Below are 14,331 nucleotides of genomic sequence, written 5' to 3'. Positions count from 1 at the left end.
GGGGCAGGGGTTCGCATCAGGAAGTCGGTACCCCGCCCCGCGGCTGGTCAGTAGCCGAGCCGGGCGAGCACCGCGCGCAGGTCCGGGTCGTCCGCGGCCCGGCCGTAGCCGTCGGGGCCCCACAGGGCGCGGGTCCAGTCGACGACCTGGCTCATCGTCGGGCCCGAGGCCCCGGGGCGTGCCGCGATCACGAGGAGCTCGAGGTCGACGATGCCGGTGCCCGCCGCCAGGTCGGGCGCGCCGTACCCGGTGCAGGCGGCGAACGCCCCGGCGCGCTCGTAGAACCGCATCCGGCGCGCCGGGTCGCCGTGGTCGGGGTCCGCGGTGGCGCTGTCCACGGGCTCGACCTCGAGCACCAGCCAGTCGCCACCGGCCTCCGCCGCCAGCGCCACGGCGTCGTCGAGGAGAGCGCGCCCGACGCCGCCGGAGCGTGTGTCGGGGTCCACCGCGAGGTACTCCAGGCAGGTGGCCGCCAGCGGCAGCCGACGCAGGACCGCGCAGCCGACCACCCGGTCGCCGTCGAGGGCGACCCGCACCCGGCGTACGTCCGACCCGAGCTCCGTCCCCCGCTCGGACGGCGGCGCCAGCAGCTCCGGAGGAAACGAGCGCTCCAGGAGGCTGACGACCGCCGTCCGGCGGGCAGGGTCTGCGTCGATGATCTCCACGGCCCCAGTCTCACAGGCGGGGCTCAGCGGGCAGACCTCACCGAGGTGTCACAGGCGCCGGCACGAGGAGAGAGCCGGGAGCGAGGCGAACCGTGCCTCGAGAAACGCATAGACCTCGGTGGCGTTGTTCAGCATCCCGCCGACGTGCAGCGGGGTGACGTTGGGGCTGAACCGCACCGTCGCGCCGCGTGCGCACCAGTCGCGCACGAGCTGTTCGCCCACAGCGAACGGGACCACGTCGTCGAGGCGACTGTGGGTGATGAGCACCGGCGCGGACGGCGTGCGCCGCCCGATCCGCTGGTCGTCGATCATGGTGCGGAACGGCTCCCGGGTGATCAGCTGGGCCAGCGAGGCGCCGTCCGCGGTGTAGTCGGCGGAGCTGGTGAAGGCGCTGCCGAAGAGGTCGAAGACGCAGTTGTCGGCCATCTCGGCGTACATCTCCCGACCGGCGTTGTTGAGGTACGGCTCGAAGTCGACGTCGTAGCTCGCGGTGAGCCCGGCGATGGCGTACCAGCTGAACTCCGAGAACAGGCTGTCGTCGATGGCGCCCGGCAGCTGGGTCAGGTCGGCTGGTGCCGCGCCGGCGACGGTGCCCTTGACCCGGAGCTCCGGGGCGTACGACGAGGCGAGCTCGGCCGCCGACGCGGCGGCGGCGCCGCCCTGGGAGTAGCCGTAGAGGCCGACCGGGTGGGCGCCGGTCACGCCCGAGCCGGGCAGGCGCTGCGCGGCACGGACCGCGTCGAGGACCGCACGGCCCTGGGATTCGCGGTCCATGTAGGTGTGCATTCCGGCGGTGCCGAGGCCCTCGTAGTCGGTCAGCGCGATCGCCCAGCCCCGGGCGAGCATGCCGGTCATGAACAGGCTCTCGTACTCGAAGCCCTCGCTGAGCTGGCGCGACGGCGCGCAGGTGTCGCCGATCCCCTGGGTGCCCGCGGCGTACCCGATCACCGGGCGCTTCCCCGGTCCGATCCACGGGGCCCGCGGGACCAGCACGCTGCCCGAGACCGCGTGCGGGGTCCCGGTGCGGTCGGTGGAGCGGTAGAGCACGCGGGTGGCGGTGACCGCGACGCGCGAGGCGCCGGCCGGGTCGAGCGTGAAGCGCATCGGCTCGCTGCGCACCAGGTCGCCGTTCGCAGCCGGCAGGGTGGCCGGCGCCCGGTAGAAGGCGGGCAGCTCCTCCTCGGCGGGCTGGGCGGCGGCGGTGCCTGCGGCGACGGGCAGGGCGGCGAGGGGGACCAGGACGGCCGCCGCCGTGGCGGCCACCATCCTCCCGAGACGGTTCGACACGTGCGGGGCTCCTTCTGAGGGGGGACGGGCCGGCACAGCAGACCACGTGACGCACGTCACCGACAAGGCCCGTGGGGGCGCGAGCACGTAAGGTACGAGCGGCCATGCACACCGTCCCGTCCTCCGCCCAGAGCACCGCGTCCGTGGCGCCTGACCCCGGGGAGCGGCGCCTGCTGCTCGCGGTGGACGCGCCCTCGCTGCTGCACCGCAACCACCACGCTCGCGCACACACCGACATGCGCGACCGGCACGGCCGCCCTGCCTGGGCGCTGCACGGGATGCTGCGCCAGATCCTCGAGGCCATCGATCTGTTCGCGCCGGACGCGCTGATCTTCGGGCTCGACGACCGGGTGACCTCACAGCGCGAGCGGTTCTACCCCAGCTACAAGGCCGGGCGCGCCGCGAAGGACGCCACCCTCGTCGACCAGCTCGACCGCGCGGGTGCGCTGCTGGACGCGATGGGCTTCCTGACGCTGACGCCCCCCGGGCTCGAGGCCGACGACGTCAACGCCTCCGCCGCCGCCTGGGCCGTGGCCCACGACTGGCGCTGCGTGCTGATCACCTCCGACCGCGACTCCTTCGCCCACATCAGCGAGCACACCGAGGTGCTGCGGCTGATCAACGGCGGCATCTCCGCCTCGCCGCTGCTGAACCCGCGCCGGCTCAAGGCGCTGTACGGCGTGGAGGCCCACCACTACCTCGACTTCGCGGCGCTGCGCGGGGACGCGAGCGACAACCTCCCCGGCGTACCGGGCATCGGCGAGAAGACCGCTCCCCTGCTGCTCTCGCAGATGGGCTCGATGCAGGCGGTCTGGGCCGACATCGACCACTGCGGCGGCGCGAACCTGGTCGCCACCTTGGACTCCTACTGCGAGGAGCACGGCCTGCGCCGGGTCGGGGCCACCCTGCTCAAGCGGCTCAGCGCGCCGGGCGCCCGCGAGCGCTACCACTTCAACCTCGCGATCATGTCCGGCCGCACCGACCTCGACCTCGGGCTCACCCCCGACGTGCCGGGCTCGCGCGGGCTGCTCCCCCTCGACCACGACCGGGTCGCGCGGGTCGTCGACTTCCTCGGCGTCGGCTCCACCACCGCGCTGGCGCTGCGGGTGCTCACCGAGCCGCCTGCCGCTGCTCCGGCTCACGCTCCGGCTCCCCCGGCTGGGCAGGAGCGGATCGTCGTCGCCGGTGTGTGCGTGCGCGACGAGCGCGGGCACCTGCTCGTCGTACGCAAGGCGACCAGCCGGCTCTTCCAGCTCCCCGGCGGCAAGCTCGAACCGGGCGAGTCCCCGCTCGCCGCCGGGATCCGCGAGACCCGCGAGGAGGTCGGCCTCGAGCTCACCGACGTCCGCGAGCTCGGGCGCTTCGAGGCACCGGCCGCCAACGAGCCGGGCGCGATCGTGGAGTCGACGATCTACACCGCCAGCTCCACCGACACCCCCGTCGCGGCCGCCGAGATCGCCGAGGCCCGCTGGATCGACCCGGCCGCCGCGGAGGTCCCGCTCGCGCCGCTCCTGGAGCTGCACGTGCTGCCGGCCCTGCTGGCCGACGTCTCCCGCTGAGTTGGCGGCAACCGCCCGGGTTTGACGGCCTACGGCCCCGGGCATCTTGGTCCAGACACCCTGTCAGCTGGACGGCGTCCCAGTCCGTTATCCCGGGGATGGACTGAGCGCCGGCCGGCGGGGGTCAGAGGCTCCCGGAGCCCCACGCCGTGGCGCAGGTGATTTCCGTCGTCGTGGATGCGGGGCTCTCCCAGCCACTGGCCAGCTTGACGGTGACGGTCAGGTACCACGTGGCGATGAAGGGCCGCGGCGACGGATCCCGCAGCACCACCGGTGTGGCCCGCGAAGGCGCCTGTGAAGACTGGACGATCACTGGCGGGTTGCTCCCGTCCCGCCGCGCGAGCGTGTAGACGTAGCTCCTCGGTCGGTCAGGTCCGTTGTCGACGAGGCCGGTGACGTTCACGGTCGGCTGTACCGGCAACGGCAAGAAGCCACCACCACACGAGTAGGTGCCGGTCACGTTGGTGGGCGCCGCCATGGTCGCCGTACCGACCTGGAGCTTCTGCGCCGGCGCCGAGGAGCCGAACGTGGCGAAGGCCAGCTGCGGGCCGAGGACCAGCGCGAGGACGACCAGGACGAGCGTCGTCGCGCGGCGCAGGCGGTCGGTCAGCGGGCTCATGGTCACCTCTCTCGGCAGCGTGGTGCGCCTGCGAGAACGCCGGCGTTGGACCCAGTCTCATGGATGCGTCTCAAGTCGCCCGAGGGTCGGCCTCAAGTAATTCTCAAGGTCTGGCACCATGTGGCAAATGGTCAGCGTTTCGGGGGCAGAACGTCAGGCACTGGTGGTCGAGGACGACGAGGACATCCGGTCCTTGATCGAGTTCACCCTCTCCACCCAGGGGTTCGTCGTGGCCGCCGTGGGGTCCGGGACGGAGGGCGTCGAGCGCGCCCGTGAGCTCGACCCCGACCTGATCACCCTCGACCTGGGGCTGCCGGGCATCGACGGCATCGAGACCTGCCGGCGCATCCGCGAGTTCAGCGACGCCTACGTCGTCATGATCACCGCGCGCGACGAGCAGATCGACCGCCTGATCGGGCTCGAGACCGGCGCCGACGACTTCATCTCCAAGCCCTTCGACGTCCACGAGCTCAAGGCGCGCGTCAACGCGATGTTCCGCCGGCCGCGCCGCGGGCCGGGAGCCGCGACCGCGGACGCCGCCCCCGTCACGCTTCCGGGCGGCACCGACCACGAGGTGCTGCAGCACGGCCTGCTGCGCGTCGACGTCGACGGGCGCCGGGCGTTCCGCGACGGCCAGGAGCTGGCGCTCACCCGGACCGAGTTCGACCTGCTGACCGAGCTGATGCGCACGCCGGCGCGGGTCTGGACCCGCGAGGCGCTGCTGCGCTCGGTGTGGGACACCGAGTGGGCTTCCGACACCCACCTCGTGGAGGTCCACATCGGCAACCTGCGCCGCAAGCTCGGCGAGGACAAGGCGACCAAGTTCGTGCGGACCGTGCGCGGCGTCGGCTACCGCATGGAGTCCCCGGTCTGAGCGCGGACCGCTCCCCTCAGTCGCGCTCGCGGCCGAGGTAGTCGGCCAGCGCGCTGCGGAAGCCGCGCGTCGCGGCGTACAGCCTGGGCAGCTCGGCCAGCGCCCGAGCGGGGTCGTGGGCACGCACGGCGTCCTCGACGCGGACCGCCAGGTCGAGCAGCTCCCGGGCACCGATGGTCGCGGCCGAGGCCTTCAGGCTCAGCGTGGAGTCCATCGCCGCCTCGGCGTCCCCGGTCTCCAGCGCCGAGGCGATCCGCGCCAGGCGAGGGTCCAGCAGGGCCTCGAACCGCTCCGCCAGCGAGGCGACGAACGCCCGGTCGGCCAGGTCCTCGGCGAGGCCCTCCAGGACGGAGACGTCCAGCGCCAGCCCGTCCATGACGGTCACGAGGTCTCGGCCTCGTCGTCCTCGTCGTCCTCGGTGCGGCCCCAGATCTGCAGGAACCCGAGCACGATCATCCCGCCCACGGCGATCCACAGCACCCCCTTGCTGACCCAGGGGTTGTGCAGCGCCCGGATCGCCTTGCCGACGTACGGCACCACGGCCTGGACCTCATACATCGTGTCGCCCTCGACGACGGCGGTCCACGGGTCCACGCCCTTGTTGGCGTCGCCCTTGGTGCGGATCGTCACCTCGCCGTCGGCGGTGCTGACCTCGACGACACGGTGCGTCTCGATGCGGTGGTCGTCGACCGGGATGCGGTAGGTCACCACGTCGCCGACCTCGATCTCCGTGGCGGGCACCGGCTTGGTGACCACGACGTCGCCCGGCGCGATCATCGGCTCCATGCTGCCGGTGAGCATCGTGGAGGTGCGGTAGCCCAGCAGGTGCGGGCCGATCGCGAGGAACAGGAACCCCGCCATCGCCACCACCAGCACCGTGGTCACGAGGACGCTGCCCGCGCGGCGCAGCCCACGGCCCAGGCGGCCGGCGCGCGAGCCGGCCTCGTGACGCGCGGGGACCTCGCTCCGCGCGGTCGGCGGGCGCTCGGTGCTCCGGTGGCGGCCGGGCTGGACCGGTGCGATCGTGCTCACGGCGTACCTCCTGGAACGTGGCGCTGGGTGGGAACTGCTTGCTTCAGCCGGGGTGCTGCGGGGTTCGTGCTCCCCCGATGGACAGAACTCTGCCGTGGCGACCTCAAGCCCGGACCCTCCTGACCCGGCCCTTTTCCTCAAGGAACCCGCAAGCCACAGGCCGCAGGCCGCACCACCCGCCGAGTCGGCGCTCGTGGTTGCGCGAGTCGGCGCTCGTGGTTGCGCGAGTCGGCGCTCGTGGTTGCGCGAGTCGGCGCTCGTGGTTGCGCGAGGCTGCGCCGCAGAACGGCAACGGCCCGGTCGTCCACCATCGGGTGGACGACCGGGCCGTGACGACAGCGAGCCTCGTGCCTCGACAGGACCGGGGCAGAGAGTGCCGCCTCAGGCCGCCTGGCCGTTGCGCTGCACGGCGTCGAAGGTGAACCTGACCTTGGCGCTGGCGTTCTTGAACTCCTCACCAGCGGTGGCCGGGAGCTTGAGGGTCACGCGCAGGTGGGCGACGGCGGCCTCCTCGTTCAGGGCGGGCACCACGTCGTTGAGCGAGAAGCTGCCGAGCACCGGACGCGCGGTCACGACGCTCTCGGGCCCGGCCGGGCAGGTGAGCTCCTTCGACCCCTCGCTCTTCGGGACCCACGCGACGCTGCACGCGTCGACCGCGAGCTGCGGGCCGTCCACCGCCGCGCCCATGCCGCCCTTGATGTCCGTGACCGTGGTGGTGAGCTTGAGCGACCCGAAGGTCTCGCTGTCCTGGGCCCGGGTCAGGGTGACCGGGCGCTCGATCCAGTCGCCGGGGACCAGGCCGGTGACCTGCTCGCTGATGCTCGAGTCCAGGGCACCGAGCCGGACCGTGCCCGTGGCGACGTCCTGGTCGGCCGTGGTGGTGTCGGTGAACGCACCGAAGGTGCCGAGACCGGCGACCGAGGCCGCACCCGCGAGCAGCGCGACCGAGGCGACGACCTTGGTCGCAGTGGCACGGCGGGCGGGACGGGTGATCTTGCGCATCGGGTTCTCCTCCGTTGTGGCCGGCCCTGATGTCGGCCGGCGTTCTCTCGATGTCTCGAACTCTGTCGTCAGCGCTTCAAGGCCATGACCGGTGGAACCCCTCGCGTTGCCTCAGGTTGTCTCAAGGAACCGACAAGCACGTGGCACGCCGGACCAGCCGCCGGCCGCGCCCGTCCGGGGCGTCACTTGGCCTGGCTGCCGCGCTGCTGGGCGTCGAAGGTGAAGGTCAGCGAGTTGTTCTGGCCCTGGAACTCGTTGCCGGCCGTCGCGGGCAGCTGCAGGGTGACCCGCAGGAAGGACGTCGCGCTGGCGCCGTTCAGGGCGGTCAGCGGCGCAGCCAGGTCGATGCCGGTGGCCAGGACGGGGCGGGCGGCGATCACCGTGGTGGGGGCGCTCGAGCAGGTCAGGGCGTTGCCCGAGGTGCTCCAGGGCGTGGGGCACTGCTCGACGGTCATCTTGAGCCCGTTGGTGGCGTCGTTCACGAGGATGTTCTGGGTGTTGGCGGTGGTGCTGAGCTTGACCGCCCCGAAGGTCTGGCTGCCGGTCTCACGGGTCAGGGTCACCGAGCGCTGCACGGTGTCGCCCGGGACCAGGCCGGCGGCCGCGATGTTCATGTTGCTCGCCGTAGGGCCGAGCTTGACGGTGCCGGACCCCACGTCCTGGCTGGCCGACGTCGTCGAGGTGAACGCACCGAAGGTGCCGAGACCGGCCACCGAGGCGGCACCGGCGACCAGTGCCACCGACGCCACGATCTTGGTCGCCGTGGAGCGGCGGGCGGCCGAGCGGCGGTCGGTGGTACGGCGGGCGGTGGTACGGCGGGCGGCGCGGTGGGTGGCGGAGCTCATGGGGGGATTTCCTCTGATCGGCCGCCCTCCCGGGCGGCGGTTGTGTCGATGAGCCGAACTCTGCCGCCGCGACCTCAAGCCGGGACCGTGCGGATCCGCGCCTTTGCCTCAAGGAAGCCGCAAACCGCGCGGACGGCGTGGAACGACGAGCGACCCGGCCGACCACCGGGAAGGCGGTCGACCGGGTCGAGTGGAGCCCCGGACGGGCACGGGACGGGGTACGCGCCCGCCCGGGGGTCTGTGGGGGCCGGCGGTCAGCGGGCCTCGCCGTCGCGCTGACCGGCGTCGAAGGTGAACTTCACCGTGGCGGACTTGCCCTGGAGACCGTTCTGGTCGGCCTCCGTGCGCGGCAGCAGCATCGTGATCCGCAGGTGCGACGTCGCACCCGTCCCGTTCACGCTGAGCAGCGGGGTGACCAGGTCGCGACCCTGGCCCAGCACCGGACCCGACGTGAGGACGGGGGTGGTCTGGCCTCCGCACTCCAGCGCCTTGCCGTCGGCGGTCCACGGCACGGAGCACTCATCGACAGAGAGCTTCACCCCGGTGTCGGCAGCGGTCAGGACCTGGTCGCCAACCGAGGTGGTGGTGAGCCGCAGCGACCCGAACGTCTGGCTGCCCGCGGCCCGGGTCAGGGTGACCTGACGCTCCACGCGGTCGCCGGGGACCATGCCGGTGACCGGCGCGTCGATCGTCGTCGGAAGGGCACCGAGCTCGACCGTTCCCGTGGCGACCGCCTGGTCGGCGGCGGTGGTGTCGGTGAACGCACCGAAGGTGCCGAGGCCGGCGACCGAGGCCGCACCGGCGAGAAGGGCGACCGAGGCGACGACCTTGGTGGCGGTGGCACGGCGGGCGGGGCGGGTGGTCTTGCGCATGACTGGCTCCTGCAGTTCGGGCCAGTCCGAGTCGGCTGGCGTTCTCTCGATGACCAGAACTCTGCCGCCCGCGATTCAAGGCTGGGCCCTGCACATGCACGCCTTTGCCTCAAGGAAGGAGCAAGCGTTTCGCGGCCTCTTCACCCGACCCGGAGATGTCCTTCAGGTGCACCACAAGAGCCGACTCGGCGCACCACAAGAGCCGACTCGGCGCACCACAAGCGCCGACTCGGCGCACCACACGCGCCGACTCGGCGCACCACACGCGCCGACTCGGGGAAATGGCAACGACCCGGCCGACCACCGAGAAGGTGGACGACCGGGTCGTGAGGTCGGCCTGGGGTCAGCGGGCCTCGCCGTCGCGCTGACCGGCGTCGAAGGTGAACTTGACGCTCGCCGCCTTGCCCTGGAGACCGTTCTGGTCAGCGGTCGTCCGCGGAAGGGACATCGTGACCCGCAGGTGTGCCGCCGCGCCCGGAGCGTTCACGCTGGCCAGCGGGGTGACGAGGTCGCGTCCCTGACCGAGGACGTCGACGGGAGCCAGGAACGTGCCCACGACGTTGGAGGCCGTGCCCTTGCACTCGAGGACCTTGCCGACCTCGATCCACGGCAGCGAGCACTGCTCGACCGACAGCTTGAGCCCCGTGGCAGCGGCGGTCAGGATGTCGTCACCCGTCGCGGTGGTGGTGAGCCGCAGCGACCCGAACGTCTCGCTGCCCTCGGCGCGGGTCAGCTTCACCTGGCGCTCGATCCGGTCGCCGGGAACCAGGCCGGCCACGTCCTGGCTGATGCTCGAGTTCATGCCGAGCTTGACCGTGCCCGTGGCGACCGCCTGGTCGGCGGTGGTGGTGTCGGTGAACGCACCGAAGGTGCCGAGGCCGGCGACCGAGGCCGCACCCGCGAGAAGGGCGACCGAGGCGACGACCTTGGTGGCGGTGGCACGGCGGGCGGGGCGGGTGGTCTTGCGCATCGGGGTTCTCCTCCGGTCGGGGCCAGACCGGATTGGCTGGCGTTCTCTCGATGACCAGAACTCTGCCGCCCGCGATTCAAGGCAAGGACCGGCAGAACCCCTCGCGTTGCCTCACGTTGTCTCAAGGAAGGGTGAAGCCTCCGCCGCCAGCCGGCGCGCGGCCCTCAGTCCTCCCAGAACACCCGGTCCACCACGCCGCGCGCCTTGCGGGTGCAGCGCAGGTGGTCGTTGACCATCTCCTCCGACTCCCCCGGCCCGTAGCCGAGGATGTTGGCCACCCCGACCCGCTCGCGGGTGTCGGGCGGGAGCTGGTCGCTGGGCTTGCCACGCACCAGGGTCGCGGCGTTGCGGGTGCGGCTGACCCGGCGCCAGGCGTGCTCGAGCACCTCCGCGTCGGCGTCCTCGATGAGCCCCGCGTGGCGCGCCGCCTCAAGGGCCGCGAGGGTGCGCGGCGTACGCAGTCCCGGGACCTGCCCCGCGAAACGCATCTGGATCAGCTGCACGGTCCACTCGATGTCGCTGAGCCCGCCGCGGCCGAGCTTGAGGTGGGTCTGGGGGTCCGCGCCGCGCGGCAGCCGCTCGCGGTCGACGCGCGCCTTGATCCGCCTCACCTCCAGCACGTCGTCCTCGCTGATCCCCTGCTCCGGGAAGCGCAGCGGGTCGATGAGCTCGGTGAACCGGCGGCAGAGGTCGGGGTCACCCACCACCGCGTCGGCGCGCAGCAGCGCCTGGGCCTCCCACACCTTCGACCAGCGGGCGTAGTAGGCGGCATAGGAGTCCAGCGTGCGCACCAGCGCGCCCTGACGACCCTCGGGACGCAGGTCGGCGTCCACCTCCAGCGCCGGGTCCGACCCGGGGGCGGCGAGCAGTCGGCGCAGCTCGTTGGCCACCGCCTGGGCGTACGACGAGGCCTGCTGGGCATCCGCGCCCGGCACCGGGTCGTGCACGAACAGCACGTCCGCGTCGCTGCCGTAGGACAGCTCGAAGCCGCCGTAGCGCCCCATCGCCACGATCGCCATCCGGGTGGGCGCCTCGTCGAGCCCCCGCTGACGGCGTACGGCGGCCTCCACGACGCGCAGCGTCGACTCGAGCGTGGCGTCGGTGAGCCGGGTGAGCCCGTCGCCCACGTCAGCGACGTCGGTCAGGCCGAGCACGTCGCCGGCGGCGATCCGCACCAGCTCGCGGCGCCGGATCGCACGGATCCGCCGGACGGCCTCCTCCGGGTCCTCCTGGCGGGTCGCGGTCGCGATCATCTCGGCGGTGAGCGCCGCCGAGCCGGCCGGGACGAGGTCGCCCGCGAGCATCCGGACGCCCTCCGGCTCCCGCTCGAGCAGGGCCGTGGCGTAGCGCGAGGTGGCCAGCAGCCGCGCCAGGCGGTGCGCGACCTCGCCCTCGTCGCGCAGGGTGGCGAGGTACCACGGCGTGGAGCCCAGGGACTCGCTGATCCGGCGGAACCCGAACAGCCCGGCGTCGGGGTCCGCGCCCTCGGCGAACCAGCCGAGCATGGCGGGCAGCAGCGTGCGCTGGATGTTGGCACGGCGCGAGACCCCGCTGGTGAGCGCCTCGAGGTGACGCAGCGCCGCGCGGGCGTCGAGGTAGCCCAGCGCGCGCAGCCGCTTCTCGGCCGCCTCCGGGGAGAGCCGCACCTCGTGGCCGGGGATCGCCGCCACGGCCGACAGCAGCGGGCGGTAGAAGAGCTTCTCGTGCAGTCGGCGCACCTCGCGGCGGTGGTGCTCGAGGACCCGGGTGAAGCTCGCGACCGGGGTCTTCATCAGCCCCAGGCTGCGGCCCAGGCAGCGCAGCGCCTCCTCGTCGTCGGGCACCACGTGGGTGCGCTGGAGGCGGCGCAGCTGGATGCGGTGCTCGAGCTTGCGCAGGAAGGCGTAGGCCTCGTGCATCGCCTCGCCGTCCTCGCGCCCGACGTACCCGCCACGGGTCAGCTCGGCGAGCGCGCTCAGCGTGGTGGGCACCCGGATCCGCTCGTCGGCGCGACCGTGGACCAGCTGGAGCAGCTGGACGGCGAACTCGACGTCGCGCAGGCCACCGGACCCGAGCTTGATCTGGCGCTCGGCCTCACGGGCCGGGATGTGGTCGACCACCCGGCGGCGCATCGCCTGGGTGTCCTCGACGAAGTTGTCGCGCTCGGCGGCGCTCCACACCATCGGCGCCACCATCTCGACGTACGCCGCCCCGAGCGCGAGGTCGCCGGCGACCGGGCGGGCCTTGAGCAGCGCCTGGAACTCCCAGGTCTTGGCCCAGCGCTCGTAGTAGCCGCGGTGGCTGGCCAGGGTCCGCACCAGCGGCCCGGCCTTGCCCTCGGGGCGCAGGGCGGCGTCGACCGGCCAGATGGTGCCCTCGCCGGTGTGGTCGGAGCAGATCTGGATCAGGTTGCTCGCCAGCTGGGTCGCGGCGCGCAGCGCGGCCGCCTCGGGGGCGCCCTCGACCGGCTCGTGGACGAAGATGACGTCCACGTCGGAGACGTAGTTGAGCTCGTGACCGCCGCACTTGCCCATCGCGACGACCGCGAGGCGCACCAGGTCGGCGGCCACCCCCACCCGCTGGCGTGCGATCGCCAGCGCGGCCTCGAGCGTGCCGGCCGCCAGGTCGGAGAGCTCCGCGGCCACGTCGTCGACCCCGAGCCCGTGGGCGAGGTCCCGGGCCACCAGCCGCACCAGCAGCCGGCGGTACTCCACCCGCAGCGCGTCGACCGCCTCCGCGTCCGCCATCGCCGAGACCGGTGAGTCGGCGTGCGGGTCGGCGCCGACGGCGCGCAGCAGGCTCTCGCGCAGGGCGTACGCCGGGGGGCGTGTCGATCCGAGCAGCGGGTCGGTGAGCTCGTGCCAGTGCTCGGGGTGGTGGACCAGGTGGTCGCCCAGGGCAGGGCTGGCGCCGAGCACCGCGAGCAGGCGCATCGCGGTGCCCTCGTCGTCGGCCAGGGTCTCCAGCAGCACCGGGGCGTCCGGCGCGGCCTCGAGCAGCCGGCCGAGCCCGGCCAGCGCCTCGTCGGGGTCGGCGGTGTGGCCGAGCACCGCGAGCAGCGGGTCGGCGGCGTCGCCAAGCCCGCGCAGCCTTTCCAGGGCCGCGTCGGTGTCGACGAACCCCAGACGCAGCAGCGCGGTCTTGCCGGTGGTCGGACGGATCATCGCGCGGTCCTCCCGGCAGGGCTCAGCGCGAGCAGCCGGGCACGACGCGACGGGATCCCCACCGCCGCCGTCCCGTCGCTGTCCACGTGAAGTCCGTGACCCCTGGGCCGCCCGCGCGCCCGGTCAGAGGACCGGCAGCATCTGGTCGCGCTCGAAGGCGGAGACCTGGCCGCGGTACTCGTCCCACTCCGCGCGCTTGTTGCGCAGGAAGTAGTCGAAGACGTGCTCGCCCAGGGTCTCGGCCAGGAGCTCGGAGTCCTCCGCGACGCTGATCGCCTCGGACAGGCTGCGCGGCAGCGGCTGGATCCCCAGCGCCTTGCGCTCGCGCTCGGTCAGCGCCCAGACGTCGTCCTCGGCCTCGCGCGGCAGCTCGTAGCCGCCCTCGATCCCCTTCATGCCGGCGGCGAGGGTCACCGCGAACGCGAGGTAGGGGTTGCAGGCGGCGTCGATGGTGCGCAGCTCGATGCGGGTCGACTGGCCCTTCTCCGGCTTGTACATCGGCACCCGGATCATCGCCGAGCGGTTGTTGTGACCCCAGCAGATGTAGGACGGGGCCTCACCGCCGGTCATCATCCGCTTGTAGCTGTTGACCCACTGGTTGGTGACCACGCTGATCTCGCTGGCGTGGCGCAGCACGCCGGCGATGAACTGGCGCCCGGTCTGGGAGAGCTGGTACTCCGCGCCCGCCTCGTAGAAGGCGTTCTGGTCGCCCTCGAAGAGCGACACGTGGGTGTGCATGCCCGAGCCCGGGTGGGTGGTGAACGGCTTGGGCATGAAGGAGGCCCAGATGCCCTGGTTGAGCGCGACCTCACGGATGACGGTGCGGAAGGTCATGATGTTGTCGGCCGTGCTGAGCGCGTCGGCGTAGCGCAGGTCGATCTCCTGCTGGCCGGGGCCGGCCTCGTGGTGGCTGAACTCCACCGAGATGCCCATCGACTCGAGCATGTGGATCGCCTCGCGGCGGAAGTCCGCCCCCATCGACTGCGCGGTGTGGTCGAAGTAGCCGCTGCGGTCGACCGGCTCGGGCTCGGCGCCCGGCACCGGGGTGTCCTTGAAGAGGTAGAACTCGATCTCGGGGTGGGTGTAGAAGGTGAAGCCCTTGTCGGCGGCCCGGCCCAGGGTGCGCTTCAGCACGTGCCGCGGGTCGGCGTACGACGGGGAGCCGTCGGGCATCTCGATGTCGCAGAACATCCGCGCGGTGCTGGGCGAGTCGCCGCGCCACGGGAGGATCTGGAACGTCGTGGGGTCCGGCTTGGCCAGCATGTCGGCCTCGTGCACGCGCGCGAAGCCCTCGATGGCCGAGCCGTCGAAGCCGATGCCCTCCGAGAAGGCACCCTCCAGCTCGGCCGGCGCGACCGCGACCGACTTGAGGAACCCGAGCACGTCGGTGAACCACAGCCGGACGAACCGGACGTCTCGCTCCTCAAGAGCGCGGAGAACGAAGTCTTCCTGCTTGCTCATGA

General features: G+C 72.7%; 13 protein-coding genes. 2 read left to right on the top strand and 11 right to left on the bottom strand.

Annotated features, from left to right (window positions below):
• Positions 1–47 precede the first annotated feature (47 nt).
• Entirely contained in the window at positions 48–665 is a 618-nt protein-coding gene (locus HOQ23_RS07610; protein WP_172213420.1) for a GNAT family N-acetyltransferase, read from the bottom strand.
• 48 nt (positions 666–713) lie between these two features.
• Positions 714–1,952 (bottom strand): lipase family protein, encoded by a 1,239-nt coding sequence (locus HOQ23_RS20805; RefSeq protein ID WP_216653895.1) that lies wholly within the window; start codon positions 1,950–1,952, stop codon positions 714–716.
• Positions 1,953–2,056: 104 nt separating this feature from the next.
• Between HOQ23_RS20805 and HOQ23_RS07600 the strand changes: the two genes are divergently transcribed.
• Positions 2,057–3,511 carry an NUDIX domain-containing protein gene (locus tag HOQ23_RS07600; protein ID WP_253945273.1) on the top strand — a complete coding sequence of 485 codons (1,455 nt, stop codon included), beginning with the start codon at positions 2,057–2,059 and terminating at the stop codon, positions 3,509–3,511.
• Positions 3,512–3,635: 124 nt separating this feature from the next.
• On the opposite strand, the gene HOQ23_RS07590 is transcribed toward HOQ23_RS07600, so the two are convergent.
• Positions 3,636–4,130 carry a hypothetical protein gene (locus HOQ23_RS07590; RefSeq protein ID WP_172213418.1) on the bottom strand — a complete coding sequence of 165 codons (495 nt, stop codon included), beginning with the start codon at positions 4,128–4,130 and terminating at the stop codon, positions 3,636–3,638.
• 127 nt (positions 4,131–4,257) lie between these two features.
• Here HOQ23_RS07590 and HOQ23_RS07585 point away from each other — a divergent pair, with 127 nt between their 5' ends.
• Positions 4,258–5,004, top strand: coding sequence for a response regulator transcription factor (locus tag HOQ23_RS07585; RefSeq protein ID WP_172213416.1), 747 nt, complete (start codon positions 4,258–4,260; stop codon positions 5,002–5,004).
• Positions 5,005–5,020: 16 nt separating this feature from the next.
• Here HOQ23_RS07585 and HOQ23_RS07580 read toward each other — a convergent pair whose 3' ends face one another.
• From HOQ23_RS07580 to glnA, 8 genes are all read right to left on the bottom strand, one after another.
• Positions 5,021–5,380, bottom strand: a complete 360-nt coding sequence (locus HOQ23_RS07580) for an Hpt domain-containing protein (RefSeq protein ID WP_253945300.1) — start codon at positions 5,378–5,380, stop codon at positions 5,021–5,023.
• Positions 5,381–5,385: 5 nt separating this feature from the next.
• Positions 5,386–6,036 carry a signal peptidase I gene (locus HOQ23_RS21190; RefSeq protein ID WP_216653893.1) on the bottom strand — a complete coding sequence of 217 codons (651 nt, stop codon included), beginning with the start codon at positions 6,034–6,036 and terminating at the stop codon, positions 5,386–5,388.
• A 381-nt stretch (positions 6,037–6,417) separates the two neighbouring features.
• Positions 6,418–7,038, bottom strand: a complete 621-nt coding sequence (locus HOQ23_RS07570; protein WP_172213412.1) for a TasA family protein — start codon at positions 7,036–7,038, stop codon at positions 6,418–6,420.
• Between the two features lie 182 nt (positions 7,039–7,220).
• Positions 7,221–7,883 carry a TasA family protein gene (locus HOQ23_RS07565; protein ID WP_172213410.1) on the bottom strand — a complete coding sequence of 221 codons (663 nt, stop codon included), beginning with the start codon at positions 7,881–7,883 and terminating at the stop codon, positions 7,221–7,223.
• Between the two features lie 254 nt (positions 7,884–8,137).
• Positions 8,138–8,755, bottom strand: coding sequence for a TasA family protein (locus HOQ23_RS07560; RefSeq protein ID WP_172213408.1), 618 nt, complete (start codon positions 8,753–8,755; stop codon positions 8,138–8,140).
• 343 nt (positions 8,756–9,098) lie between these two features.
• Positions 9,099–9,725 (bottom strand): TasA family protein, encoded by a 627-nt coding sequence (locus HOQ23_RS07555; protein WP_172213406.1) that lies wholly within the window; start codon positions 9,723–9,725, stop codon positions 9,099–9,101.
• A gap of 164 nt (positions 9,726–9,889) precedes the next feature.
• Complete coding sequence (locus tag HOQ23_RS07550) at positions 9,890–12,868, bottom strand: bifunctional [glutamine synthetase] adenylyltransferase/[glutamine synthetase]-adenylyl-L-tyrosine phosphorylase (protein WP_172213404.1); 2,979 nt, start codon at positions 12,866–12,868, stop codon at positions 9,890–9,892.
• A gap of 123 nt (positions 12,869–12,991) precedes the next feature.
• Entirely contained in the window at positions 12,992–14,329 is a 1,338-nt protein-coding gene (gene glnA / locus HOQ23_RS07545) for a type I glutamate--ammonia ligase (protein WP_172213402.1), read from the bottom strand.
• Positions 14,330–14,331: the final 2 nt, after the last annotated feature.

Source organism: Nocardioides sp. zg-DK7169 (assembly GCF_013155365.1).
Taxonomy (GTDB): domain Bacteria; phylum Actinomycetota; class Actinomycetes; order Propionibacteriales; family Nocardioidaceae; genus Nocardioides.
Note: the sequence above shows the minus strand (reverse complement) of the source record. Positions and strands in the feature narration are given on the sequence as shown.

What these genes read in the sequence shown, in the direction of transcription:
- HOQ23_RS07600 (WP_253945273.1), top strand. Translation starts at nt 2,057, where the DNA reads ATGCACACCGTCCCGTCCTCCGCCCAGAGCACCGCGTCCGTGGCGCCT.
- HOQ23_RS07590 (WP_172213418.1), bottom strand. Translation starts at nt 4,130, where the DNA reads ATGAGCCCGCTGACCGACCGCCTGCGCCGCGCGACGACGCTCGTCCTG.
- HOQ23_RS07585 (WP_172213416.1), top strand. Translation starts at nt 4,258, where the DNA reads ATGGTCAGCGTTTCGGGGGCAGAACGTCAGGCACTGGTGGTCGAGGAC.
- HOQ23_RS07580 (WP_253945300.1), bottom strand. Translation starts at nt 5,380, where the DNA reads ATGGACGGGCTGGCGCTGGACGTCTCCGTCCTGGAGGGCCTCGCCGAG.
- HOQ23_RS07570 (WP_172213412.1), bottom strand. Translation starts at nt 7,038, where the DNA reads ATGCGCAAGATCACCCGTCCCGCCCGCCGTGCCACTGCGACCAAGGTC.
- HOQ23_RS07565 (WP_172213410.1), bottom strand. Translation starts at nt 7,883, where the DNA reads ATGAGCTCCGCCACCCACCGCGCCGCCCGCCGTACCACCGCCCGCCGT.
- HOQ23_RS07560 (WP_172213408.1), bottom strand. Translation starts at nt 8,755, where the DNA reads ATGCGCAAGACCACCCGCCCCGCCCGCCGTGCCACCGCCACCAAGGTC.
- HOQ23_RS07555 (WP_172213406.1), bottom strand. Translation starts at nt 9,725, where the DNA reads ATGCGCAAGACCACCCGCCCCGCCCGCCGTGCCACCGCCACCAAGGTC.
- HOQ23_RS07550 (WP_172213404.1), bottom strand. Translation starts at nt 12,868, where the DNA reads ATGATCCGTCCGACCACCGGCAAGACCGCGCTGCTGCGTCTGGGGTTC.
- glnA (WP_172213402.1), bottom strand. Translation starts at nt 14,329, where the DNA reads ATGAGCAAGCAGGAAGACTTCGTTCTCCGCGCTCTTGAGGAGCGAGAC.